The sequence below is a fragment of the Sulfitobacter aestuarii genome (assembly GCF_042685005.1).
GTDB classification, from domain to species: Bacteria; Pseudomonadota; Alphaproteobacteria; order Rhodobacterales; family Rhodobacteraceae; genus Sulfitobacter; species Sulfitobacter aestuarii.
Genome location: NZ_JBHUMP010000002.1, coordinates 347,040 through 369,180, shown reverse-complemented (window position 1 = coordinate 369,180; position 22,141 = coordinate 347,040). Strand labels below are relative to the sequence as shown.

Here is a 22,141-nt window from a genome sequence, read left to right as displayed (position 1 = left end):
CTCAGGCCAGTTCGAGAGTGGCACTGGCCAGCTTGCGCCCGGCCTCGCTGCACAGGAAAAGCCCCGGCGCCACGGCGGCCTCCGCCTCGCCCGGGGGCGCGATGATCGTATGGATGCGCACCGAATGGCGCGCAAATTCACGCCCCAGCGCCGCGCCCGCTTCGCCCAGCGCGGCACAGAGCCCCTGCCCGCGCAGCGCCAGCGGATCGCGTGGCCGGGACGCGAGGCTTAGCAGAGTGCCGCGTCCGGCCACCAACCCGCGGCCGAAGACCTGCATCAGCAGTTTGAGCATCTCGATCTGACCGGAAATATCGCCGGGTCGCGCCAGCGGCAGAAGGTTGATCACCGCCGCGATCGGCGCGCGGCCCCAGTCATCCTGCAATCCGGAGAAAGCAGTGCGATCGTAATCGCTCACCGGCAGGGGCTCGACCCGTTCGGGATCGTGCGCCGCCAGAGACCGCAGCCCGGCAGAGGCGCTGTCGAACACCACCAGCCGCGCGCCGCCTGCGACAAGCCGCTGCACGAATATCGGCCCCGGCGGCTGACAGGCAGCCACCAGCAGGATCGGCATATCGGTGAAATCGCCTTGCGCGGTCATGCGAGAACCTGCCTTTTTGGTGGCGAGCCTAGCATGACCACCGTCTTCGGCAAAGCGCGCTTACCCGATGCGGGTCAGCCTTTCATGCTCCTGAAGGGCGAAACGATCGGTCATGCCGGCGATGTAATCGGCCACCATCCGTGCCAGCGCGGTACGATCCTGTCCGGCCGCCGCGATCTCGCGCGCCCAATGGCGCGGCAGCAGGTCGGGCCGGTCGAGGAAAAGCGGGAACAATTCCTCCACCACTTTCGTCACCTCGGCGCGTTTGCGCATGACGCTCGGCGCGCGGTACATGCGGTTGAACAGGAAATGCCGAATCTCGCGCAGATCCTGCCACATGCCCGGCGAAAAGCGGATCACCGGATGGCCGAGATGGCGGATCTCCCCGGGCGAGCGCGCGCCCGATTGTGCCAGCGCGTTGCGCGATGTCTCGATCACATCCGCAACCATCACTCCGAAGACCCGGCGCAGGGCCTCATGGCGACGCCGGTAGCTGTTGATCCCCGGATAGGCGGCATCGACCTCACGATATGCGACGCCGATCAGCGGCAACTCGGCGATCTCCTCCTCGGTGAACAGCCTCGCACGCAGCCCGTCGTGCAGGTCATGGTTGTTATAGGCCACGTCATCGGAAAGCGCAGCCACCTGCGCCTCGGCGCTGGCATGGGTATGCAGCTCAAGATCGTGACGCGCGTCATATTCGGCCAGCGCATAGGGCAGATCACCGGTCACCGGCCCGTTGTGCTTGGCGATCCCCTCCAGCGTGTCCCAGGTCAGGTTGAGCCCGTCGAACTCGGCGTAATGGCGCTCCAGTGCCGTCACGATGCGGATCGCCTGAGCGTTGTGATCAAAACCGCCGTAGGGTTCCATCAACGCGTGCAGGGCATCCTCGCCGGTGTGCCCGAACGGCGTGTGGCCAAGATCATGGGCCAGCGCCACCGCCTCGGTCAGCTCGGAATTCAGGCCCAAAGCCCCGGCAATGGTGCGCGCCACCTGCGCCACCTCGATCGAATGGGTCAACCGCGTGCGGAAGTAATCGCCTTCATGCTCCACAAAGACCTGGGTCTTGTGCTTGAGCCGGCGAAAGGCCGAAGAATGGATGATCCTGTCACGGTCCCGCTGATAGCAGGAACGGAAGGTGCTCTCCTCTTCCGGCACCAGCCGTCCCCGGGCCTTGTCCGGATCGGAAGCAAAAGTTGCGCGCATCGCCGCTGGTCCTTGTCGCCTGTCCTGCGGACTTCTATATTACACGGGATTACGGAATGAAACCGACGCTGCGGAGCCCTTATGAACCTGCCCCCGAAAGTCACCCCGCGCGCCTTCGAGCGCCTTGCCGAGATCAATGCGGCAGGCACGGGCAAGGCCCTGCGCGTCGCTGTCGAAGGCGGCGGCTGTTCGGGCTTTCAATATGACATCGCGCTCGATGAGCCCAAGGACGACGACCTGATCCTTGAAGGCGGCGGTCAGAAGGTAGTGGTGGACTCCGTCTCGCTGCCGTTTCTGGCCAATGCGGTGATCGATTTCTCCGAAGAGCTGATCGGGGCGCGCTTCGTCATCGAAAACCCCAACGCCTCCAGCGCCTGCGGTTGCGGCACCTCCTTCTCGATGTAAAGCCTCGCACCCTTGCTCCGCGCCGCCGTTTTGGGCAATAGCGGGGGCAGGCCGAGCGAGGAGTGCCCCATGAAGATCGCCACATTCAATATCAACGGCATCAAGGCCCGTGCCGAGGCACTGCCCGCCTGGCTCGATACGGCGCAGCCCGACGTGGTGCTGCTGCAGGAGATCAAGTCGGTCGACGAGGCCTTTCCGCGCGCGCTGTTCGAGGACCGGGGCTATCAGGTCGAGACGCACGGGCAGAAATCCTTCAACGGCGTGGCGATCCTGTCGAAACTGCCGCTTGAAGACGTCACCCGCGGCCTGCCCGGCGATAACGCGGACGAACAGGCCCGCTGGATCGAGGCGACGGTAGTCGGAGAGCGCGACGCGCTGCGGATCTGCGGCCTCTACCTGCCGAACGGCAACCCGGTGCCGGGGCCGAAATACGACTACAAGCTCGCCTGGATGCGCCGCCTCAAAGCCCGCGCCGAAGCGCTGCTGGCCGAAGAGATGCCGTTCCTGATGGCCGGAGATTACAACATCATCCCCCAGGCCGAAGACGCCGCCACTCCGGACGCGTGGCGCGAGGATGCGCTGTTTCGCCCTGAATCCCGCGCCGCCTGGCGCGACGTTGTCAATCTCGGTCTGACCGATGCGTTTCGCGCGCGGGTCCAGGGGCCCGGGCATTATTCGTTCTGGGATTATCAGGCCGGGGCCTGGAACCGCAACAACGGCATCCGCATCGATCATTTCCTGCTCAGCCCGGCCTGCGCCGATCACCTGCGCGACTGCCAGATCGACCGCGAGGTGCGCGGGCTCGACAAGCCGTCGGATCACGTGCCGGTGTGGGTCGAGCTAGATATCTGAGGTCGTACAGGTCGCGGGCCGCCGGGGGCTGTCTGCCCCGGACCCCCGAAGGTATTTTCGACCCAAAGAATGAAGGCTCAGGCTTCGAGTTCGGCGTCCCAGTAGAGAAAGTCCATCCAGCTGTCGTGCAGGTGATTGGGCGGAAATTTGCGGCCGATGTTGCGCAGCTCCTCGGCGCCGGGCTGGCGCGGCGGTTTGCGCAGGTTGAGCCCGGTACGGTGCAGCGGTTTTGAGCCCTTGCGCAGGTTGCAGGGCGAACAGGCCGCCACGACATTCTGCCAGCTCGTTACCCCGCCGCTGGCGCGCGGCACCACATGATCGAAGGTAAGATCGCCCCGGGCGCCGCAATATTGGCAGCGAAATTCATCCCTCAGAAATAAATTAAAGCGCGTGAAGGCCACGCGCTTTTGAGGTTTGACGTAATCCTTGAGCACCACCACCGAGGGTATTCGCAGCACTGTGGAGGGGCTGCGCACCACGTCCTCGTATTCGGCGACGATATCGACCCGGTCGAGCCATTTCGCCTTGATCGCCTCCTGCCAAGGCCAGAGCGACAGCGGATAATAGCTGAGCGGTCTGTAATCGGCATTCAGCACCAGCGCGGGTCGGTGACTGAGACCCGCCGGATTGCGGGTGAACTCGGTTCTGAAATCTCCGTCCATGCGCCTCCATCCCTGCGCTTCATGGGTTGACTATATATCGTGATCGGGCTCTGGCAAGATAAAGCTGCGCAGGGCCGCGACGTCGGCAGGATGCCGGATCGAGGTAACGGCAACGTGACGGAAGTGTCCGGCCTGACAGGGCAGTATCGCTCTGCTATTCTCGCGCCATGGATAGGTTAGATTTGCCCCCCGCCCCTGCCCCCGGCGCGATCCTCGAAGCGGCGCTCTATGTCACGGATCTTGAGGCCGCACGGCTGTTTTATGCCGATCTGCTTGGACTGGAGCTGTTTCAGGAAGTGCCGGGACGGCATATGTTCTTCCGGCTCGGGGCCGCGGTGTTGCTGGTGTTCAACCCCGAGCGCACCGCCGAACCGCCCTCGAACCCGCGTCTGCCGGTGCCACCCCATGGCGCACGCGGACCGGGACATGTCTGTTTTGCCATGAGCCGCGAAGCCATTGCACAGATGCGCGCGCGGCTGCTTGCCGCCGGGGTGGCGGTCGATGCGGAGTTTGACTGGCCGAACGGGGCGCGCTCGCTTTATGTGCGCGACCCGTCGGGCAATTCGGTGGAATTTGCCGAAGGCTGGCTCTGGGAAAGCTGAGGCTCAGAGCCCGAGCTTGTCGCGCATGAAGGCCAGCGCCACGCTGAGTCCGTCAGGCGCGATGCCGTGGGCGGTGCCTTTCATGATATGGGCATAGACATCCTGCCAGCCCGCCTGCTGCAGTGCCTCGGCGGCCTGCGGTAACGACTGCGGCGGCACCACGTCATCGGCGTCACCATGGACCAGCAGCACCGGCGGCTTGACCCGCGCCTCGTCGGAAAGGGTTTCCGGCGAGAGCAACCGGCCCGAGAAGGCGACGATCCCGGCCACCGCATCCTCGCGGCGCGGCGCCACGTGCAGCGCCATCATCGTGCCCTGCGAAAAACCAAAGAGCACCACCTGTTCGGGCAGCAGGTCTTCATCGACCATCAGCGCGTCGAGGAAGGCGTTGAGGTCATCGACCGCGCGCGCCATGCCGCGCTCGGATTCCTCCTCGGAGGAATTGTCGATCCAGGGGATCGGGAACCATTGGAAGCCCATCGGCGCCCCGGCGCAGGCTTCGGGCGCATCCGGCGCCACAAAGAGCGTGTCGGGCAGATGTTCGCCGAGCGGATCGGCAAGGCCGAGCAGGTCGGCGCCATTGGCGCCATAGCCATGCAGGAACACCACCGCCGAGCGGGTCTCGCCTGAGCGCGCCTCGCGTCGTTCTGCATTCAATACCCGTGTCATGAGATCCCTTCCCGTTGTTTGGCAATGCGGTAGTAGGCAAAGAGCGCCCGGGCCGCAACCGCGCGCCAAGGCGCCCAGCTTTGCGCCAGTGTCGCGAGGGCGGCGGGTTTCGGGCGTTCGGGCAGATCAAAGAGCAGCCGCGCGGATTCCTGCAGAGCGAGATCGCCGGGCGCGAAGACATCGGCCCGGCCGAGCGAGAACATCGCGTAGATCTGCGCGGTCCATTGGCCGATGCCGGGCACGGCCGTCAGAGTGGCGATGACCTCGTCATCCGGCACGGTGCGCAGCGCGGCGTAGTCGATTCCGGCATCGGCGAGAGCCAGCGCGTAGCGGATCTTCTGGCGGCTGAGCCCGGCAGAGCGCAGGCCGTCTTCGCCCGATGCGCGGATTGTTTCCGGGTGGCAGAGGTCGGCCGCTTCGAGCCGTAGCCAGATCGCGTCGGCAGAGGCCACCGAGACCTGCTGGGAAACGATCGCCTGCAACAGCGCCGCGAAACCGTCGGGGCGCAGTCGCAGCGGCAGCGGCCCCTCGCCGAGGGTCGCGGCGAAACGCGGTTCGCGGGCCACGAGATAGGCCGCGCCTTCGGCGATATCCTCCGCGTTCAGGATGATCCGACCGGCGTTCATAGGGTCGCCAGCCAGTCGAGCGCTGCCTGCGTGTCAGCGACCTGCGGCATGGCGGGGCGCGGCGGACGGTCGATCAGCACGACCGGCAGGCCCAGAGCCGTCGCCGCGTCGAGCTTGGGACGGCTGGCGTCACCGCCGATGTTGCGGCAAATGAGCATGTCGATGGCGAGGCGGCGGAACAGGGCTGTCTCGCCCACCACGCTATAGGGCGGCGGGCTGAAGACCGGTTCGACCAGCGGATCGGGCATGTCGCGGAGGCGGGCCCGGGTCTGGCGCAGCAACAGCCTGGCGCCGGGAAACGGCAGAAAATCCTCGAGGCTGGCCCAACCGGTGGCGGCGAAGACCCGGGCATCGGGGGTGATGTGCTGTCGGGCCCCGGTCACGTCGGCAGCCCCCTGCCACAAGGGGTTCTCGGCAAGGTCCCAGGGCGGGCGCTGCAGGCTCATGAACGGCAGGCCGCGGTGCTTTGCTGCCGCCTGCCCGGCAACGCTCAACCGCGCGTCAAAGCCGTGGCTGGCATCGAGCACCGCGTCGATCCGGTCGAGTCCGGCGGCGATCTGCGATGCGGACGGGTTCGGCATCAACCGACCCGGCAGCGCCAGCGCGCCGGGACCGCGTGCCGGTTCGCTGAGCAGCACGTCGATCCGATATGCGCCGCCGGACAGATGCGCGACGATCTCGCTTGCTTCGGCGCTGCCTGCCAGCAGCAGGAGGTTGAGGACTCTGCTCATGGCGCCGACATTAGGCGGAAGTCGCGCGGGCGCAAGGGCTTGCTCCTCGCTCACCCCGGCGCTACCCATTCGGACATGCAGTGATGGAGAGCAGCATGGATGACAGCCGCGCCCGGCGCAATGTGGCGGTACTAGTGGCCGCGCAGGCCTTCCTTGGCAGCCAGATCACCATGATCTTCGTCATCGGCGGGCTTGCCGGTCAGCAGCTCTCGCCCAATATCTGCCTTGCCACCCTGCCGATCTCGATGATCGTCTTCGGCTCGATGACCACCGCGCCGTGGCTGTCAGCGGCGATGCAGCGTTTCGGGCGGCGCACCGGTTTCGTACTCGGGGCGCTCGGCGGGCTGATCGGGGCCGCGATCTGCGCCTATGCGCTCAGCCTCGAGAATTTCTGGGTCTTCCTGTTCGGCAGTTACCTGACCGGGATCTACATGTCCTCGCAGGGGTTCTTTCGCTTTGCCGCCGCCGATACCGCCTCGGATGCCTTCCGGCCCAAGGCGATTTCCTACGTGATGGCGGGCGGGCTGATCTCGGCGGTGATCGGGCCGCAGCTTGTCGCGTTTCTGACCGCCGGACCCGATGCCAGCGTCATGCGGTTCCTGCCGGTCTATCTGACGGCGATAATGCTCAATCTGCTGGGCATGGGGCTGTTTCTGCTGCTCGACATCCCGCGCCCGCCCCGCCCCGAGGCCGATGCGCCGCGTGGCCGCACGCTGGGCGAGCTGCTCAGAACGCCGCGGATCGCGGTGGCGGTGATCTGCGCCATGGTCTCCTATGCGCTGATGAACCTGGTGATGACCTCGACGCCGCTGGCGGTGGTGGGCTGCGGGTTCGCGGTTGCCGATGCGTCGAACGTGGTGACCGGCCATGTGCTGGCGATGTTCGCGCCGTCCTTCTTTACCGGTCACCTGATCGCGCGTTTCGGGGTCGAGCGGATCATGGGGCTCGGGATCGCGATCCTTGCCGGGGCCGGTCTGGTGGCGCTGCAGGGCGTGGCGCTGCCGAATTTCTTCATCGCGCTGATCCTGCTCGGCCTTGGCTGGAACTTCGGCTTCATCGGCGCCACGACGATGCTGGCCGGGGCGCATGGCCCGCATGAGCGCGGCCGGATGCAGGGGCTCAACGATCTGCTGGTCTTCGGCGGCGTCACCCTCGCCTCGCTGGCCTCGGGCGGGCTGATGAACTGTTCGGGCGGTGACCCGGTACAGGGCTGGGCGGCGGTGAACCTCGCGATGGTGCCGTTCCTGGCGCTGGCGGGCGGGTCGCTGGTCTGGCTGGTGCTGCATGGACGGCGGGCGCGCGTGGCCTGAGACCGGGGCAGATCGTCAAGGCTGCTCTTTGCGGCCAAGAGGATCCGGGGGCTTTGCCCCCTGCCCCCCAAGGTATTTCCGGTCAGAAGAAGCGTGAGTTCACCAGCGGGCGGTCAGCGCGCGAAGCGGGAAGCTGAGGCTGGCCTGCGGATCGGGCAGGTTGCCTGTCGCGACACGGGACGGTTCGGAGCGGACAATCTTCAGAATGATCTCGGCCTGCGGCGCCGCGAGGAGCGCCGGTGCGGCGGCACGCGAGATCTCGCGGCGTAGTCGGCGGGCATCATACAGGCGCCGGAGGGCGCTGTCGGCGAGGTGGCGCAGGCCCTCAGGGCTGCCGTCGATCAGCGGGATGCGCCCGGCGGCCTCGAGCTCGGGAATGGCACGCAGGAAGGCGGCGACGCCAATGGCATGGGCAGCGTCGCGCAGCACCGCCTCGTTCACCGGTCCGAGGCGGCGGGCGGCGATCAGCGTGAGATTGCCCGAGGTCTGCCCGATATAGCGTTCGAAATGGTCCTGATCCTCGAAAGCGTCACGATAGATGTCCCAGCGGCGCGCGGCGACCAGCTCGTCGAGCAGGGCCGCATCTGCGGGGGTGATCGCTTGGGCGAGCGGTGTGGCGACCTCGTGGCGCCGCGGCGGGCCGCCCTTGGCGATTTCCTCGCAGACGTCGCGCCACCATTGCAGGCGCATCTCGGCGATCATCGTTTCCTTGGTGACCCAAGGCGCGCGGGCGACCTCGATGTTGAAAGCATAGAGCGGGAACAGGATGCGCCGCGCCGCGACCGGGGCGGCCATGGCACAGCGAAAACGCCAGGGGTCGGCGCGCTCGACCAGGGCGGCGCAGGCGGTGAGGTCGGGATCGAAGCTCATTTCGGACGGGCCAGGCTCAGCAGGTAGCCGAATTCGTCGCGGTGACTGCGCCAGCAGGCGATCTCGGCTTCGGCGGCGTCGAGCACCTCGGTGAGCGCGGCATCGGCCGTGGGGCGCAGCATGGAGATACGGGCCTCCAGCGGGGTGTAATAGGCCTCCCATGCCGCATCCGAGAGCTGTCTTGTCGCGATGACTTCGTAGCCTGCCGCTGCGATGCGCGTGGCGATGCCCGCGGCGTCGCTCATCGCCGGATAGTCCTGCCAGTTCTGCCGCGCTTCATCGGAAGGGTCGAGGGTCAGCCAGCAGGGTTCGCTGAACGCCACCATGCCGCCGGAGGTGAGCGTCTTGCGCCAGTTTTTCAGCGCCTTGGTGATGCCGAGGAAATAGGCCGAACCGGCGCTCCATATCAGGTCATGCTTGTTGTGGATGCGCGCCATGTCGGCCTGCAGCATGGTGACGCGCGGATCATCGGCCCAGATCGCGCGGGCGGCCGCGATATAATGCGCCGTGGTATCGAGCGCGGTGACATGGCCCTGCGGCAGCACGGCAAGCCATGCGGCGATGTCGCTGCCCGGGCCGCAGCCGACATCGGCGATGCGCGCATTGGACGCCAGACCGGCGTGCTGCGCCGCCCAGGCGACATCCTCGGGCGTGCCCGGTCCTTCGCGGGGCAGATCGCGGTGCAGGGTGAAAAAGGCTTTCATATCCATCTCAGGCGGCTCCGTCGCGGATCAGTTTCCAGCGGATCGCGTCGAGCAGCGCCTCGAAGCTGGCGTCGACGATATTGGCAGAGACCCCGACAGTGGACCAGCGCCGCCCCTGCCCGTCTTCGCTGTCGATGATCACCCGTGTCACCGCCTCGGTCCCGCCCTGCGTGATGCGGACCTTGAAATCGACCAGCCGCATGTCTTCGAGGAGCGCCGAATATTGGCCGAGATCCTTGACCAGCGCCTTAGAGAGCGCATTGACCGGACCGCGGTCGGCACCGTCCTCGTCCATGCTTTCGCTGACCGAAAGGCGTTTCTCGCCATCGACCTTGACCACCACCACGGCTTCGGAAAGGCTGACCATGCGGTCGTATTTGTTCTTGCGCCGCTCCACCGTGACCCGGTAGCGCTTCACCTCGAAAAGGTCGGGCATCTGGCCGAGCGCGGCGCGGGCCAGCAGTTCGAAAGAGGCCTGGGCGGTATCGTAGCTGTAGCCGAGCCCTTCGCGGGCCTTGACCTCTTCGAGGATCTGGCCGAGCGCCGGGTCGTCCTTGCTCACCTTGAGGCCGGCCTCCGCGAGGCGGCGGCGCAGGTTGGACTGGCCCGCCTGATTGGACATCGGGATGATCCGGGCATTGCCGACCCGGGCGGGATCGATATGTTCGTAGGTGCTCGGGTCCTTGAGAATAGCGCTGGCGTGCAGCCCGGCCTTGTGGGCGAAGGCCGAGGAGCCGACGAAGCCTGCCTGTTTCATCGGGACCCGGTTGAGGATCTCATCGAGCATCCGGCTGGTGCGGGTCAGGCCCTGCAGCGCCGCGGGGGTGACGCCGGTGCGCAGGGTGCTGGCATAGGGTTCTTTCAGCAGCAGGATCGGGATCAGCGCGGTCAGGTTGGCATTGCCGCAGCGCTCGCCGAGCCCGTTGAGCGTGCCTTGAATCTGGCGGGCACCGGCGTCGACCGCAGCCAGCGAACAGGCGACGGCGTTTTCGGTGTCGTCATGGGTGTGGATGCCGAGATGGCTGCCGGGGATGCCCGCAGCGATCACCTCGGCGGTAATGCGACCCACTTCGGCGGGCAAGGTGCCGCCGTTGGTGTCACAGAGCACGATCCAGCGCGCCCCCGCGTCATGGGCGGCACGGACGGCCTCCAGCGCATAGGTCGGGTTGGTCTTGTAGCCGTCGAAGAAATGCTCGGCGTCAAACAGAGCCTCGCGGCCCTCTGCGGTGACATGGGCGATCGAGCGGGCGATGTTGTCGGTGTTTTCAGCGAGCGTGATGCCGAGGGCGGTTTCGACGTGGAAATCATGGGTCTTGCCGACAAGGCAGACAGATTTCGTAGCGGCGTTGAGCACTGCCGCGAGCACGTCATCGTTTTCAGCCGAGAAGCCCGCGCGTTTGGTCATGCCGAAGGCGGTGAGCCGGGCGCGGGTTTTCGGCGCGTCCTCGAAAAAGGCGCTGTCGGTCGGGTTGGCTCCGGGCCAGCCGCCTTCGATGTAATCAACCCCGAGCGCGTCGAGAGCGGCGGCGATCTGGCGCTTTTCCCCGGTGGAAAATTGCACACCCTGGGTCTGCTGGCCGTCGCGCAGGGTAGTGTCATAGAGGGTGATGTAGTCGCGGGTCATGGGCACGGGTCGGGGGCGACGTTTCGCATGCGAAACATCTTCGTTAATAAGGGGTTAACGGGTGTTTGTTGGGGCGGGAGGGCGCGTGGGTTGGCACCCACCCTACAGGTCCGGGTCATTTGAGAGCGTCCAGTTTGGCGGGATCGAAATTTGGCGAGGCGGAGAGTTTCACGCCGATCTTGCTCATCTGCACCTCGATACCGGCTGCGAGCAGGGCCGCCTTGATCCTATCCACCTCGGCGAAATCCTTGCTTTGCATCGCGGCAGCGCGGGCGTCACTGAGGATACTTTCGAGATCGCTGAGTTCGATGGATTGGGCAACGGCCCAATCCGGGATCGCACCGTCAAACAGACCGACCTGGGCCAACGCGGCGCGCAGCCTGCCACTTGCATTGTCTCGGGACAGGCGGTGGCAATGGCTGAGTACCCCGTGCGTGTTGAGATCGTCGGCGAGGAAGGCGAGCACTTCGGGATCCAGCGTGCCCTTGTCGGTCTCGGCAATCTGGGCGTACCATTTGCGCAGGGTCTTCTCCGCCTCCTCGCGCTTCTTCTCGGTCCAGTCCATCGGTTTGCGGTAATGGGTCGAGAGCATCACGAAGCGGATCACCTCGCCCGGCACGCCCTGATCGAGCAGGTCGCGGACGGTGAAGAAGTTGCCAAGGGATTTGGACATCTTCCTGCCCTCGACCTGCAGCATCTCGTTGTGCAGCCAGATATTGGCAAATCCGCTGCCGGGGTTGGCACAGCAGCTCTGGGCGATTTCGTTCTCATGATGCGGGAACATCAGGTCGTTGCCGCCGCCGTGGATGTCGAAATGCGCGCCGAGCAGTTCATAGGACATCGCCGAGCATTCGATATGCCAACCCGGACGCCCCCGCCCCCACGGGCTATCCCAGCCCGGAAGCTCGTCCGAAGAGGGTTTCCAGAGCACGAAATCCATCGGATTGCGCTTGTAGGGCGCGACCTCGACCCGCGCACCCGCGATCATGTCATCGACCGAGCGACCCGAGAGCGCGCCGTAACCGGCATAACTTTCGACCGCGAACAGCACATGGCCTTCGGCTTCATAGGCATGGCCCCTGGCGATCAGGTCTTCGATCATCGCAATCATCTGCGGGATATATTGGGTGGCGCGGGGCATGGCGTCGGGCTCGAGCGCGCCGACGGCGGCCATGTCATCGAGAAACCATTGGGTGGTCTCGGCGGTGATCTCGCTGATCGGACGGCCGCTCTCGGCAGCGCGAGCGTTGATCTTGTCATCAACATCGGTGAAATTGCGCACATAGGTCACATGATCGGCGCCATAGATCTCGCGCAGCAGCCGGTAGAGCACGTCAAAGACGATCACCGGGCGGGCATTGCCGAGATGGGCGCGGTCATAGACCGTGGGGCCGCAGACATACATGCGGACGTTACGCGCGTCGATCGGGGCGAAGACCTCTTTCTGACGGGTCTTGGTATTATGCAGCTTGATCGTCGGAAGCTCTGTCATGGCCGGTGTCCTTGCGCGGGTCTGGCGCGGGTCTGGCACATTTCGGTCAGGATGAAAACGACGTGAACGCGGCCCGCAGATGGGTTCAGCAGGTAATGATGCAACAGATGGCGATTGTCGTGTTCATGGGCGTTGCATAGCAAAGGCGGGGCGCCGGGCCAAGAGGGTTCTGCCAGGCCGCCTTTTCGGCGGCTCTGCCCCCCTGTCCCCCCGAAGTATCTCCGACCCGAAGAAGCGAGGGCGCGCCGCCCGGAGGGGGCCGCCTGACGACATTCTGCGAAGCCGGTCTCGCCGGATCATCGCGCGGCGCCTGCGGGAGCGCGGAACTTAGGGCTGAACTGATCGCGGCGATGGGGCGTTGGCTTTCAAACCGTGGGGGAGAATGTCCGGTGAAAGATCAGCCCAGATTGCCCAAGGTGGACGAGAACCCTGCCCTGTTGATCGCGCTCGGCTATAGCGCGATTGTCGGTTGCGTTCTTTTCATCGTCTCGATCCTGATCGCCGATTTCGTCGTTCCTGATCATGACTGGATCGCCGATACGATCAGCGACCTCGGCGCGGGACGGTATGAATTCATCGTCGATATCGGCATCTATGCCTTTTCGGCCTCTTTCATCTCCCTCGCCCTGCTGGCCGCGCATTGTCATCTCGGGGGGTGGGAATGGAGCTGGGGGATCGTCGGTTTCGCGCTGCTCGGCCTTATCGTCTTTCTGGTCGGGGCACGTAACGAATATGGCGACAATGACAGCGACGGCGTCGTTATTCACGTCTATCTCGTCTATGCGCTCGGTCTGCTTCTGGCGGTGCTGCCCTGGGCCATGTCTCTCGGCGTGGAACGGGTGGCCGTGGCGTCGGCGCGGATATTGAAGGTGCTTTCGGTGCTCTGGGCCCTGTCGGCGCCTGTGTTCTTCGTCCTGCCGACCCATATCGACGGAATCTATGAGCGCTACCTCGGCCTGATCGCAATTGCCGTGATCCTCACCCTGGCGCGGCTGTTCATCGGCCGCGGGAACCGGCTGCGCTGAACCCTGCGACCCGCAGCCGCGGATCCCGGCATTTTCAATCACGGAGTCTAGCCAATGTTTTCTGATCTCGCGCCCTTCGATACCGTCCTTCGGGCTCTTCTATTGTCAACCCTTGCCGTATGCTGGGTCGTCATCGTGGTCAGGACGATCGGGTTACGGGCCTTCTCGAAGATGACCGCCTTCGATTTCGTCGCCACCGTTGCCATCGGCTCACTGCTTGCCGGGGCCAGCCAGGCGACCGACTGGTCGCAGTTCGCCCAGTCGACCCTTGCCATTGCCTGCCTGTTGGGGGTGCAGTTCACGGTCGCCAAACTGCGCAAGGCCTCCGACAGGTTCGAACAGCTGGTGCAGAACGATCCGAAGTTGCTGATGCTAGACGGGGAAATCCTGCATGAGGCGCTGACCGCGACCCGCGTGGCCGAGACCGACCTGATCGCCAAGCTGCGCGAGGCTAATGTGCTGGAATTCTCCAAGGTGCGCGCCGTGGTGCTGGAGACAACCGGCGATATTTCCGTCCTGCATGGCGACAAGCTGGAACCGCGGCTGCTCGATGGGGTCGAGAGGGTGTGACCGGACCGCCCCTTGGTGAAAGCGCGCATGAAAAAGGCCGGGAGGCAAATGCCCCCCGGCCCGGTCTCACCCGATCAGGATCGGATCAGAAGCGGTAGGAACCGCGGATGTTGAAGGTCGTCGCGTCCGCATCAACACCGGTATCTTCGATGTCGTCGAACTCGTGGTAGAGCAGTTCGCTGCCCAGGGTGAAGCTGTCGGTAACCTGATAAGCGACACCGATACCACCGAAGGGACCTGTTTCATTGGCGTCCTCGACTTCAACGCGTGCGGCACCTGCGGTGAGATACACCAGGGTCCGGCCAAGGTCGTATCCGCCTTTGACTTTCAGACGCGCGATGGAATCAACTTCCATGCCGTTGGACAGGTCGAAATCGGCCTTGTCATAGTCGAGTTCCGCACCCAGCACATACTGACCGAAGTCATAATCGTAACCGGCGTGGAAACCGTAGGTCATGCCGTCGCCGTCGAAATCGTCGTCGTCATCACCGGCAAAGTCCGGGGTATCGCCGTCAATGTCAGCATAGCCGAGCTGCAGACCGGTGTAGAAGCCGGTCCAGTCGCCGCCAAGCGCCACGGGTGCGGGCGCGGGGGTGATGACCGGTGCTTCGACAACGGGTTCCTGCAGGCTGCCTGCGAACGCGGCGCCGCCGAGGGCCGTGCTGGCCAGCAGGGAAACTGTCGCGATCTTGAATACGTTTTTCATTACTTGCTCCTGGTTTTCGATTGCCGACGACGCGTTGACGCGCCTGTCAGCATCACAACTTGGCAGATAGCTCAGGGTTTCGCCCGGCGCAGCTTTCTTTGTTTTGATGGGCTAAATGTTGCCGATACGTCACAGACTGGTGGCGGTGAACCGCCGGAATCGCGGCTAAACTCCTTGTCGCAAACAGAATCTGCGTCGCAAACTGGATAGATTCAGCATTTCCCCCCGGTTCATGCTGGATCGAAAGGGAGATCGGCCATGCGCGATGAGCACTGCATCCTTCAGCGTGTGATCCGCACCATCGGTGCGGAACGGGGGCGGGCGGCGCGGGGGGCACCCGGGCGGCGCTGAGTCGTCGCTCCCATTCCCCCTTTCTCCATCACGGAACATAGCATGTCAGACCAGACCCCCATGAGAACCGGCGGCCGCGCCGCCCGTCGTGCGGCACGCAGCAGCAAGCTTGCCGATCACCTGCGCCCGGTGCGCCCCGGCCTGAAGGGCGGCCAGTACCGCCCGCTAAGCCAGCTCGATATGGAGCGCATCCACGAGGCCGCGCTCACCGCGCTGGCGCAGATCGGTCTCGCCGATGCGCCGCCATCGGGGCGCGCCTATCTGACCGAGGCCGGGGCGGTGCTCGGCGAGGACGGACGCCTGCGCTTCCCGCGGGCATTGGTCGAGGACACGCTGGCGCGGGCCAACCGCGAGATCACCCTGCACGGACGCGATCCGGCGCATGATCTGGAACTCAGCGGCACGCGCGTGCATTACGGCACCGCCGGGGCGGCGGTGCATCTGGTGGATGCCGAGGGGCGCAATTATCGCGAATGCGGGGTGCAGGATCTGCACGATGCGGCGCGGATCTGCGAACAGCTCGACAATATCCATTTCGTGCAGCGTCCGATGGTGTGCCGGGACATTCCCGACAATCTGGAGATGGATCTCAACACGATCTATGCCTGCTGTTCAGGCACCCGTAAACACGTCGGCGTCTCCTTCACCGAGCCCGGTTTCGTGAAACATGGACTTGCGCTGCTGCACATGATCGCCGGGGGCGAGGACAAGTGGCGCGAACGGCCCTTCGTGAGCAATTCCAATTGCTTCGTGGTGCCGCCCATGCGCTTTGCCACCGAAGCCTGTCAGGTGATGGAAGAGGTGATCAAGGGCGGTATGCCGGTCCTGCTGCTGTCGGCCGGGATGGCCGGGGCGACCGCGCCCTCCACCATTGCCGGCGCGATTACCCAGGCGGTGGCGGAATGTCTGGCCGGGCTGGTCTATGTCAACGCGGTGAAACCGGGGCATCCGGCGGTGGTCGGCACCTGGCCCTTCGGGCTCGATCTGCGCAGCGGCGCGATGACCGGCGGTTCGGGCGAACAGGCTCTGCTGACCGCGGGCTGCGCGCAGATGCACAAATTCTACGATCTGCCCGGCGGTGCGGCGGCGGGGATCGCGGATTCCAAACTGCCGGACATGCAGGCGGGTTGGGAGCAGATGTGCTCCAACGTCATGGCCGGGCTCTCGGGTCTCAACATGGTCTATGAAGCGGCGGGCATGCATGCCTCGCTGCTGGGCTTTTGCCATGAATCCCTGATCCTCGGCGACGATCTGATCGGACAGGCACTACGCTGCGTGCGCGGGATCGAGGTCAATGACGAGACGCTGGCGCTCGATCAGATGCGCGCGGTCTGCATGGGCGGGCCGGGACATTACCTCGGCACCGAACAGACGCTGGGGCGGATGCAGGTCGATCACGTTTATCCGGCTCTGGGGGACAGGACCTCGCCGAAGGAATGGCAGGAGCGCGGCAAGCCTGACCTGATCGAGAGAGCCAGGGCGCGCAAGGAGGAGATCCTGGGGCAGCCGAGCACGGCCCGGCTGCCGGAGGAGGTCGATCGCGCGATCCGGGAGAGGTTCAATATCCATTTGCCCGGCTAGAGAGGTAAGTCCTGGCGGGCGGATCTGCCCGCCGGATCGCGCTGTCCCGGCCCCGAACGCGGCCCGAAGGGGATGAGACCCGGCGCGACATGGGCCGGGTCTCACTCGGCCCCCTGCCGGGCGGGTCGCTGCCCCCGCCCCGCGGGCCGATCCGTTTAGCCTTCGCTGGGTGCTGCCGAGGGCATCAGACCGGCGTCACTCGCCGCTGTCATCTCCGCCTCGTCAAGCGCGCCGTCGCCGTTCAGATCCATGGTGGAGAACTGCTCTGCCGTGATCTCCGGATAGACGGCCTGCACCTCGGTCACGCTCACCATGCCGTCACCATTGGCATCGAGCGTGCCCGCATCCTCACCCGCGGCATAGGCCGGCAGGCCCAGCAGGATCATCCCCAAGGCGGCGGCTTTTGTCAGATGTGTCATTGGCTTAACTCCAGTCTTTTTTCAGTTTTGTTGACGAAGGCTTCTCGGCCTTCACATGACCAGATGCATCAGGGGGCGATCGCGTCCCGGCTGGGGCACCGTTCAGTGTCGGCGCGCGGGAGACTGCCGATCAAGCGGTCCCGGCTGGGCAAGGCGCCGCCCAAAAAGCCCCCTCGACGGGGATCGGCGGAATACCCTCACTGGTTGAAACGATGAAAATCGCGATGCTGCGGGCGAGCAACAACAGAAATGGCACCCGCATGACCATCGACATCTCCTCCGATATTCATATCGACCTTCATTCCGACATCCTTACGGAACTCTGGCCGCGGCTGACCCGGCGCGCGCGTCGCCTGTCGCGCAGCCGGGAGGAAGCGGAGGACCTGGCGCAGGAGGCGGTGCTGCGGCTGTGCCAAGCACTGCGCGGCGGCGCGCAGATCACCGCCCCGGATAGATATGCGATGATCCTGCTGCATAACCTCGCGCGTCAGCGCTGGCGGCAGCGACGCGAGACCGAGAGCTACGAGGATGACATGATAGGAACCCAGCCCGAGGCACCGGGGCGGATTGCCTGCGCCGAGCTGCAGGCGGCAATCCTGCGGCTGCCGGAAGATCAGGCGGCGCTGATGAGCCTGGTCGCGGCGGGCGAAACCAGCCCGAAGCAACTCGCCGCACAGGTCGGTGTCCCGAAGGGCACGATCATGTCACGGCTGGCACGCGCCCGGGCCAGCCTGCGTCGCGACTTGGGATTGCTGCAGGACAGCCCGGTGAGCGAATTGCTCTGAAGTCTGTTGCAATACCGCCGCACGCCCCCGGAGTCGGCCTGCACCCATCGGAACTGTGGCCTTCCTGCCGCATTGTGCTGTTTCGGGCAGCGCGAAGCGGATGCGCTAGGCGTCGCGGAATGCTAGCCCTGTCAGGACAATGGCGGCCGAGGGAACAGCGCGATGATGTATTGGATCACCACCCATCTCGAGATCATGATCGTGGTGGTGCTGACTCTGCTGGCGGCGGTGGTGATCCTGCAGCAGCGACGCACCCCGCAATCGACCGCCGCCTGGCTCCTCTTCATCATCGCGCTGCCCTGGGCGGCGATCCCGCTGTTCCTCGGTCTCGGGTTTCGCAAGCACAGCCCGCGGGCCCACGAGGTCGCCTTCTGCGCCGGGGATACCGGCGGCCCGCCCCCGACACCGGCGCATCCGCTCGATGACACGTTCCAGCATTTCGGCCTGCCCGCCGCCGCCCATGGCCAGAAGCTCACCCTGCTCGACAACCCGCAGAATGCCTATGAGGCGCTGCTCGAGTTGATCGCCGATGCCGAGGAGCGGATCGAGGCGGTTTTCTATATCGTCGCCAATGACGAGACCGGGACCGCTTTCGTGGATGCGTTGACCGCGCGGGCCGAATCCGGGGTGACGGTGCGGCTGCTGATGGACCGGCTCGGCACCGGGCGCGGCCCGGCGGCAGCGCTGAAACGGCTGCGCGCGGCAGGCGGAGACGTACGTTTCTACTCGCCGCTGCTGCAACTGCCGGGCTCGGGCCATATGAACCTGCGCAATCACCGCAAGATGCTGATCGTCGACGGATTGCGAGTGTTTTCGGGCGGCATGAACATCGGCCTGCATTACCTCTCCGCGCGTCCCGTCACGGGCGGCTGGGGCGATCTTGCCTTCACCCTCGAAGGCGTGGCGGCACGCAGCTTCGCCGATGTCTTCCGTTCCGACTGGTGCGTGGCCAGCGGCGAGACGCTGGACCCGGCGCGCCCCGAAGCGCCCGATTCCGGAGGCAGCGCCACGGTGCAGCTGGTACCCGCCGGGCCGGACATCCGCGAGGATCCGCTGCATGACGGCCTGATCCGGGCGCTGCATATGGCGGAGGCGCGGATCTGGATCGTCACCCCCTATTTCGTGCCGACCGAACAGCTGGGCAATGCGCTGACCATCGCGGCGCGGCGCGGTGTCGACGTGCGCCTGCTGGTGCCTGCGCGATCCAACCAGCGGCTGGCGGATTTCGCCCGCGGGGCCTATCTGCGCGAGATGCATGAAGCCGGCGGACAGGTGCTATATTATCAACCCGGGATGATTCACGCCAAGGCCGGGCTGATCGACGATCTGGCCTTTATCGGCTCGGCGAATTTCGATGTACGCTCGATGCTGCTGAACTTCGAGACCATGCTCTTTGCCTATGACGCGGGAACGGTTGCGGATCTGGCGGATTGGTTCACCGCGCTCAGCGCCGATTGCCGCTCGGAGAAGCCGCCCTCGGGAATGCTGCGGCGCGTGGCCGAAGGCGTGTTCCGGCTCGGGGCGCCGGTATTGTAAGTCGCAGCGGACAGAGGGACGCCATTCGGCGGCGACGGAATGAAAAGGGGACCGGGGATCGATGACAGCTTCCATGCGCATCGCCAGCTATAATATCCGCAAGGCGATGGGCACCGACCGACGCCGCGATCCGGACCGGATACTGCGCATCATCAAGCAACTGCAGGCCGATGTCGTGGTCCTGCAGGAGGCCGACCGGCGCCGCGCGCCGCGTCCTTCGGCCTTGCCCCTGGCCGATGTCGAGCGTCTCTCTGGCATGCGCCCTGTCGCCGTGCCCAACGAGGTCAGCATCGGCTGGCATGGCAATGCGATCCTGGTCTCTCGGGAGGCCGAGATCGGCGATGTCGAACTGCTCGACCTGCCGGGGATCGAGCCGCGCGGCGCGATGGTCGTCGATCTGCGGCTGCGCGGACAGGCGCTGCGGGTGATTGCCGTGCATCTGGGATTGCTGCGCCCGTCGCGGAAGGAACAGCTGACTGCGATGTTCGATCACCTGACCGAACGCCCGACCTTGCCCGCGCTGATCGCCGGAGACATGAATGAATGGTCCCAGAAGGTCGGGCTCGGCCGCCTGGCGCGGCATTTCACCATCTATGCACCGGGCAAGACCTTCCACGCCCGCCTGCCGCTCGCAGCGCTCGACCGGATCGCGCTGGACGAGACCCTGAGGCTTGAGAATGCCGGGGTGGTCGAGACCGAGGAAACCCGTCTTGCGTCCGACCATCTGCCGATCTGGGTGGATGTGGCGCCGTTGTGAGGGGCGCCGCGCGCTCCCTTTCGGCCCGCTGCTGACCCTGCGGTTATTGGCGGCGCGCGGTGATGGCGATACCCTCGGCGCCGCCGAGCCGCAGCGCTCCGGTCTCGTCGATCTGCGCAGTGGTGATCATCGGCAGCAGATCGAGCAGCTTGCGCTCCTGGTTCATCAGCGCCGGGGGGCAGGCCATCATCGTGGTGCCAGCGGGCTCGATCGTAAGCGTCTGCCCGTCGAGCGCATATTGCCCGAGGATGCGGTTGCAACCGGTGCTGCCCGCGAGGCTGCCGTCTTCCTGAAACAGCAGGCTCGGCTGGCTGTTGTCGATCACACCACCCGCGGCGATATCCTCGATCACCCATTCCGCACCGGTCAGTTCGGTGGAGAGATCGACACCCGGCGCTTCGCTTTCGCAGGCGGCAAGACCCGCGCCGATCATCAACAGCACAGTCAGTTTCAGGGTAGTTTTCATTGTTATCGCTCCTTTGGAATCCCCGCTGCCCTGGCCCTGCCGCGCCGCCGGACCATATCAAACGGCATTCCGGCACGGCGCGGAGGGACATCGGCGCTTGATACCGCCGCCGGGCTATAGTTCCCTGCCTGTCACACGGATGGTGGGAAAAGGGAACGGGGAACCTGGTCGATCTGTGCTAAACTGCTGAAAACCGGCACGTTTCCGCCAACCCCGTCGAAACAGGGGCATCCGCGGGGGCAAGACGATGGAGATTGAACATGGCTGAACGCCACCTGAAGACCTCAACGGCCCCGGTCCGGCCCAACAAGGCCGCATGAACAGCGCCCCGTCCGCCCTGCCCCGGTTGCTCAACGCGGCGTTGCTGATCGTGCTGGTCGGTTTCATGCTGATGGTCGGCAAACCCGTGCTGCTGCCGATCCTCGCCGCGGTGATCGCGGTCTATGTGTTGCTCAGTGCCAGCCAGGCGCTCGCACGGGTGCCGCTCCTTGCGCGGCTGCCCGCGGCGCTGCACCGGTTGCTGGTGTTGCTGGCCTTCACCGCGGCGGTGCTGATGCTGCTCGGCGTGGTGATCAGCACCACCAGCCAGATCCTGCGCGATGCCCCCACCTACCAGGCCAATATCGAACGGCTGGTGGCCCAGGCCGCCGATGTGGTCGGCATCGACGAGCGGCCCGACTGGAAAACCATCCGCGACGCCACGCTCGGCCGCTTCTCGCTGCAGGGGCTGATCAACACGATCCTGCTGAACTTCACCAGTATCGGCGCGTCGGTGTTCCTGGTAATCGTCTATTCCGCCTTCCTGCTCTCGGAACGCGCCGGTTTCGCCGCCAAGCTCTCGACCGCGCTGCGCGATCCGCAGGACGCCGCGCGCACTGCCGCGATCATCCGCGACGTCAACGACAGGATCGGCGTTTACCTGGCGGTGAAGACGCTGCTCAATGTCATCCTCGGTGCGGCCTCCTTCGTGATCCTCTGGATGCTAGATGTTGATTTCCCGCTGTTCTGGGCGCTGGTGATCGGGCTGCTGAACTACATCCCCTATTTCGGCTCGCTGGTCGGGGTGGCGCTGCCGGTGGCGCTGTCGGTGGTGCAATTTGGCGACCTCAGCCGCACGTTGCTGCTCGGCTTCCTGCTCACGACCGCGCAGGTCACCGTCGGGTCTTTCCTCGAACCGCGGCTGATCGGACGGCGGGTCAATCTCAGCCCCTTCGTGGTGCTGGTCTCGCTGGCGGTCTGGTCGGCGCTCTGGGGCCTGCCGGGGGCGCTGCTGGCGGTGCCGCTGACCTCGATGCTGGCGATCGTGCTCTCGGCATTCGACACGACGCGCCCCTTCGCGGTGCTGATGGCCGATCGCGTCGCCGATTATGGCGCATTGCCGCCGCCCGGCGCACCGCGCCGCCCGCCACCGGCCTGATCCCAGGCCGAGGACCGCGGTCTGTACCTCCGCGGTTCTTCTGACCTCAAATACCTCGGGGGTCCGGGGGTCGGCCCCCGCTGCGCGCCCGGCTGTCGCGAAAGCTTCACAATCAATTTGTTGCTTTGTACCTGCGCCGGGATATGCTCGCCGCTGATAGATGCATTTGCAACTGGG

Annotated in this window: 24 protein-coding genes; 11 read left to right on the top strand and 13 right to left on the bottom strand. The window is 65.4% G+C overall.

Going from position 1 to position 22,141, the window contains the following annotated elements; translation table 11 throughout:
• Position 1: 1 nt before the first annotated feature.
• A complete protein-coding gene (locus tag ACFSUD_RS04030) occupies positions 2-598 on the bottom strand; it encodes a hypothetical protein (protein WP_386371698.1) in 597 nt (198 codons plus the stop codon).
• 60 nt (positions 599-658) lie between these two features.
• Entirely contained in the window at positions 659-1,804 is a 1,146-nt protein-coding gene (locus ACFSUD_RS04025; protein WP_386371696.1) for a deoxyguanosinetriphosphate triphosphohydrolase, read from the bottom strand.
• An 81-nt stretch (positions 1,805-1,885) separates the two neighbouring features.
• Here ACFSUD_RS04025 and ACFSUD_RS04020 point away from each other — a divergent pair, with 81 nt between their 5' ends.
• On the top strand, positions 1,886-2,209 hold the full coding sequence (locus ACFSUD_RS04020) for a HesB/IscA family protein (RefSeq protein ID WP_386371694.1): 324 nt from the start codon (positions 1,886-1,888) through the stop codon (positions 2,207-2,209).
• 69 nt (positions 2,210-2,278) lie between these two features.
• A complete protein-coding gene (xth, locus tag ACFSUD_RS04015) occupies positions 2,279-3,061 on the top strand; it encodes an exodeoxyribonuclease III (RefSeq protein WP_386371693.1) in 783 nt (260 codons plus the stop codon).
• A gap of 77 nt (positions 3,062-3,138) precedes the next feature.
• On the opposite strand, the gene ACFSUD_RS04010 is transcribed toward xth, so the two are convergent.
• Entirely contained in the window at positions 3,139-3,723 is a 585-nt protein-coding gene (locus ACFSUD_RS04010) for an HNH endonuclease (RefSeq protein ID WP_386371691.1), read from the bottom strand.
• A gap of 167 nt (positions 3,724-3,890) precedes the next feature.
• On the opposite strand from ACFSUD_RS04010, the gene ACFSUD_RS04005 reads away from it, so the two are divergent.
• On the top strand, positions 3,891-4,325 hold the full coding sequence (locus tag ACFSUD_RS04005) for a VOC family protein (RefSeq protein WP_386371689.1): 435 nt from the start codon (positions 3,891-3,893) through the stop codon (positions 4,323-4,325).
• Positions 4,326-4,328: 3 nt separating this feature from the next.
• On the opposite strand, the gene ACFSUD_RS04000 is transcribed toward ACFSUD_RS04005, so the two are convergent.
• From ACFSUD_RS04000 to ACFSUD_RS03990, 3 genes are read right to left on the bottom strand one after another with little or no spacing between them, the layout of a single operon-like run.
• Positions 4,329-4,994 carry an alpha/beta hydrolase gene (locus tag ACFSUD_RS04000; RefSeq protein WP_386371688.1) on the bottom strand — a complete coding sequence of 222 codons (666 nt, stop codon included), beginning with the start codon at positions 4,992-4,994 and terminating at the stop codon, positions 4,329-4,331.
• Complete coding sequence (locus ACFSUD_RS03995; protein ID WP_386371686.1) at positions 4,991-5,620, bottom strand: DNA-3-methyladenine glycosylase family protein; 630 nt, start codon at positions 5,618-5,620, stop codon at positions 4,991-4,993. Before ACFSUD_RS03995 ends, ACFSUD_RS04000 begins: the two co-directional genes overlap by 4 nt.
• Positions 5,617-6,351: a precorrin-6A/cobalt-precorrin-6A reductase gene (locus ACFSUD_RS03990; protein ID WP_386371685.1), complete on the bottom strand. Its 735-nt coding sequence runs from the start codon at positions 6,349-6,351 to the stop codon at positions 5,617-5,619. The genes ACFSUD_RS03995 and ACFSUD_RS03990 overlap by 4 nt, the downstream gene beginning before the upstream one ends.
• Positions 6,352-6,446: 95 nt before the next feature.
• Here ACFSUD_RS03990 and ACFSUD_RS03985 point away from each other — a divergent pair, with 95 nt between their 5' ends.
• On the top strand, positions 6,447-7,661 hold the full coding sequence (locus tag ACFSUD_RS03985) for an MFS transporter (RefSeq protein WP_386371684.1): 1,215 nt from the start codon (positions 6,447-6,449) through the stop codon (positions 7,659-7,661).
• 99 nt (positions 7,662-7,760) lie between these two features.
• Here ACFSUD_RS03985 and ACFSUD_RS03980 read toward each other — a convergent pair whose 3' ends face one another.
• From ACFSUD_RS03980 to cysS, 4 genes are all read right to left on the bottom strand, one after another.
• Positions 7,761-8,531: a squalene/phytoene synthase family protein gene (locus ACFSUD_RS03980; protein ID WP_386371682.1), complete on the bottom strand. Its 771-nt coding sequence runs from the start codon at positions 8,529-8,531 to the stop codon at positions 7,761-7,763.
• The gene (locus ACFSUD_RS03975; protein WP_386371681.1) at positions 8,528-9,241 is read right to left on the bottom strand and encodes a class I SAM-dependent methyltransferase; all 714 of its coding nucleotides are present in this window, start codon (positions 9,239-9,241) and stop codon (positions 8,528-8,530) included. The genes ACFSUD_RS03980 and ACFSUD_RS03975 overlap by 4 nt, the downstream gene beginning before the upstream one ends.
• Position 9,242: 1 nt before the next feature.
• Complete coding sequence (gene cimA / locus ACFSUD_RS03970; protein ID WP_386371679.1) at positions 9,243-10,859, bottom strand: citramalate synthase; 1,617 nt, start codon at positions 10,857-10,859, stop codon at positions 9,243-9,245.
• A 115-nt stretch (positions 10,860-10,974) separates the two neighbouring features.
• Positions 10,975-12,351, bottom strand: coding sequence for a cysteine--tRNA ligase (cysS, locus tag ACFSUD_RS03965; protein WP_386371677.1), 1,377 nt, complete (start codon positions 12,349-12,351; stop codon positions 10,975-10,977).
• Between the two features lie 389 nt (positions 12,352-12,740).
• On the opposite strand from cysS, the gene ACFSUD_RS03960 reads away from it, so the two are divergent.
• Together ACFSUD_RS03960 and ACFSUD_RS03955 are read left to right on the top strand one after the other, a co-directional pair.
• Entirely contained in the window at positions 12,741-13,376 is a 636-nt protein-coding gene (locus ACFSUD_RS03960; RefSeq protein WP_386371676.1) for a DUF998 domain-containing protein, read from the top strand.
• A gap of 171 nt (positions 13,377-13,547) precedes the next feature.
• On the top strand, positions 13,548-13,946 hold the full coding sequence (locus ACFSUD_RS03955; protein ID WP_386371675.1) for a DUF421 domain-containing protein: 399 nt from the start codon (positions 13,548-13,550) through the stop codon (positions 13,944-13,946).
• Between the two features lie 85 nt (positions 13,947-14,031).
• On the opposite strand, the gene ACFSUD_RS03950 is transcribed toward ACFSUD_RS03955, so the two are convergent.
• The gene (locus ACFSUD_RS03950) at positions 14,032-14,652 is read right to left on the bottom strand and encodes an outer membrane protein (protein WP_386371673.1); all 621 of its coding nucleotides are present in this window, start codon (positions 14,650-14,652) and stop codon (positions 14,032-14,034) included.
• A 393-nt stretch (positions 14,653-15,045) separates the two neighbouring features.
• Between ACFSUD_RS03950 and ACFSUD_RS03945 the strand changes: the two genes are divergently transcribed.
• Entirely contained in the window at positions 15,046-16,584 is a 1,539-nt protein-coding gene (locus tag ACFSUD_RS03945; protein ID WP_386371671.1) for a trimethylamine methyltransferase family protein, read from the top strand.
• A gap of 155 nt (positions 16,585-16,739) precedes the next feature.
• On the opposite strand, the gene ACFSUD_RS03940 is transcribed toward ACFSUD_RS03945, so the two are convergent.
• Complete coding sequence (locus tag ACFSUD_RS03940) at positions 16,740-17,003, bottom strand: hypothetical protein (protein WP_386371669.1); 264 nt, start codon at positions 17,001-17,003, stop codon at positions 16,740-16,742.
• A 212-nt stretch (positions 17,004-17,215) separates the two neighbouring features.
• Between ACFSUD_RS03940 and ACFSUD_RS03935 the strand changes: the two genes are divergently transcribed.
• The 3 genes from ACFSUD_RS03935 to ACFSUD_RS03925 all read left to right on the top strand — a co-directional run bounded on the left by ACFSUD_RS03935 (position 17,216) and on the right by ACFSUD_RS03925 (position 20,081).
• Positions 17,216-17,788 carry an RNA polymerase sigma factor gene (locus tag ACFSUD_RS03935; RefSeq protein WP_386371667.1) on the top strand — a complete coding sequence of 191 codons (573 nt, stop codon included), beginning with the start codon at positions 17,216-17,218 and terminating at the stop codon, positions 17,786-17,788.
• 162 nt (positions 17,789-17,950) lie between these two features.
• Positions 17,951-19,324 carry a phospholipase D-like domain-containing protein gene (locus tag ACFSUD_RS03930; RefSeq protein ID WP_386371665.1) on the top strand — a complete coding sequence of 458 codons (1,374 nt, stop codon included), beginning with the start codon at positions 17,951-17,953 and terminating at the stop codon, positions 19,322-19,324.
• A 61-nt stretch (positions 19,325-19,385) separates the two neighbouring features.
• Entirely contained in the window at positions 19,386-20,081 is a 696-nt protein-coding gene (locus ACFSUD_RS03925; protein WP_386371664.1) for an endonuclease/exonuclease/phosphatase family protein, read from the top strand.
• Between the two features lie 43 nt (positions 20,082-20,124).
• Here ACFSUD_RS03925 and ACFSUD_RS03920 read toward each other — a convergent pair whose 3' ends face one another.
• Entirely contained in the window at positions 20,125-20,547 is a 423-nt protein-coding gene (locus ACFSUD_RS03920; RefSeq protein WP_386371662.1) for an META domain-containing protein, read from the bottom strand.
• A 316-nt stretch (positions 20,548-20,863) separates the two neighbouring features.
• On the opposite strand from ACFSUD_RS03920, the gene ACFSUD_RS03915 reads away from it, so the two are divergent.
• Positions 20,864-21,964: an AI-2E family transporter gene (locus ACFSUD_RS03915; protein ID WP_386371660.1), complete on the top strand. Its 1,101-nt coding sequence runs from the start codon at positions 20,864-20,866 to the stop codon at positions 21,962-21,964.
• Positions 21,965-22,141: the final 177 nt, after the last annotated feature.

Bases quoted from the DNA above. Each gene is read 5' to 3' on its own strand.
- ACFSUD_RS04030 (WP_386371698.1), bottom strand. From the start codon at position 598: ATGACCGCGCAAGGCGATTTCACCGATATGCCGATCCTGCTGGTGGCT.
- ACFSUD_RS04025 (WP_386371696.1), bottom strand. From the start codon at position 1,804: ATGCGCGCAACTTTTGCTTCCGATCCGGACAAGGCCCGGGGACGGCTG.
- ACFSUD_RS04020 (WP_386371694.1), top strand. From the start codon at position 1,886: ATGAACCTGCCCCCGAAAGTCACCCCGCGCGCCTTCGAGCGCCTTGCC.
- xth (WP_386371693.1), top strand. From the start codon at position 2,279: ATGAAGATCGCCACATTCAATATCAACGGCATCAAGGCCCGTGCCGAG.
- ACFSUD_RS04010 (WP_386371691.1), bottom strand. From the start codon at position 3,723: ATGGACGGAGATTTCAGAACCGAGTTCACCCGCAATCCGGCGGGTCTC.
- ACFSUD_RS04005 (WP_386371689.1), top strand. From the start codon at position 3,891: ATGGATAGGTTAGATTTGCCCCCCGCCCCTGCCCCCGGCGCGATCCTC.
- ACFSUD_RS04000 (WP_386371688.1), bottom strand. From the start codon at position 4,994: ATGACACGGGTATTGAATGCAGAACGACGCGAGGCGCGCTCAGGCGAG.
- ACFSUD_RS03995 (WP_386371686.1), bottom strand. From the start codon at position 5,620: ATGAACGCCGGTCGGATCATCCTGAACGCGGAGGATATCGCCGAAGGC.
- ACFSUD_RS03990 (WP_386371685.1), bottom strand. From the start codon at position 6,351: ATGAGCAGAGTCCTCAACCTCCTGCTGCTGGCAGGCAGCGCCGAAGCA.
- ACFSUD_RS03985 (WP_386371684.1), top strand. From the start codon at position 6,447: ATGGATGACAGCCGCGCCCGGCGCAATGTGGCGGTACTAGTGGCCGCG.
- ACFSUD_RS03980 (WP_386371682.1), bottom strand. From the start codon at position 8,531: ATGAGCTTCGATCCCGACCTCACCGCCTGCGCCGCCCTGGTCGAGCGC.
- ACFSUD_RS03975 (WP_386371681.1), bottom strand. From the start codon at position 9,241: ATGGATATGAAAGCCTTTTTCACCCTGCACCGCGATCTGCCCCGCGAA.
- cimA (WP_386371679.1), bottom strand. From the start codon at position 10,859: ATGACCCGCGACTACATCACCCTCTATGACACTACCCTGCGCGACGGC.
- cysS (WP_386371677.1), bottom strand. From the start codon at position 12,351: ATGACAGAGCTTCCGACGATCAAGCTGCATAATACCAAGACCCGTCAG.
- ACFSUD_RS03955 (WP_386371675.1), top strand. From the start codon at position 13,548: ATGACCGCCTTCGATTTCGTCGCCACCGTTGCCATCGGCTCACTGCTT.
- ACFSUD_RS03950 (WP_386371673.1), bottom strand. From the start codon at position 14,652: ATGAAAAACGTATTCAAGATCGCGACAGTTTCCCTGCTGGCCAGCACG.
- ACFSUD_RS03945 (WP_386371671.1), top strand. From the start codon at position 15,046: ATGTCAGACCAGACCCCCATGAGAACCGGCGGCCGCGCCGCCCGTCGT.
- ACFSUD_RS03940 (WP_386371669.1), bottom strand. From the start codon at position 17,003: ATGACACATCTGACAAAAGCCGCCGCCTTGGGGATGATCCTGCTGGGC.
- ACFSUD_RS03935 (WP_386371667.1), top strand. From the start codon at position 17,216: ATGAAAATCGCGATGCTGCGGGCGAGCAACAACAGAAATGGCACCCGC.
- ACFSUD_RS03930 (WP_386371665.1), top strand. From the start codon at position 17,951: ATGATGTATTGGATCACCACCCATCTCGAGATCATGATCGTGGTGGTG.
- ACFSUD_RS03925 (WP_386371664.1), top strand. From the start codon at position 19,386: ATGACAGCTTCCATGCGCATCGCCAGCTATAATATCCGCAAGGCGATG.
- ACFSUD_RS03920 (WP_386371662.1), bottom strand. From the start codon at position 20,547: ATGAAAACTACCCTGAAACTGACTGTGCTGTTGATGATCGGCGCGGGT.
- ACFSUD_RS03915 (WP_386371660.1), top strand. From the start codon at position 20,864: ATGAACAGCGCCCCGTCCGCCCTGCCCCGGTTGCTCAACGCGGCGTTG.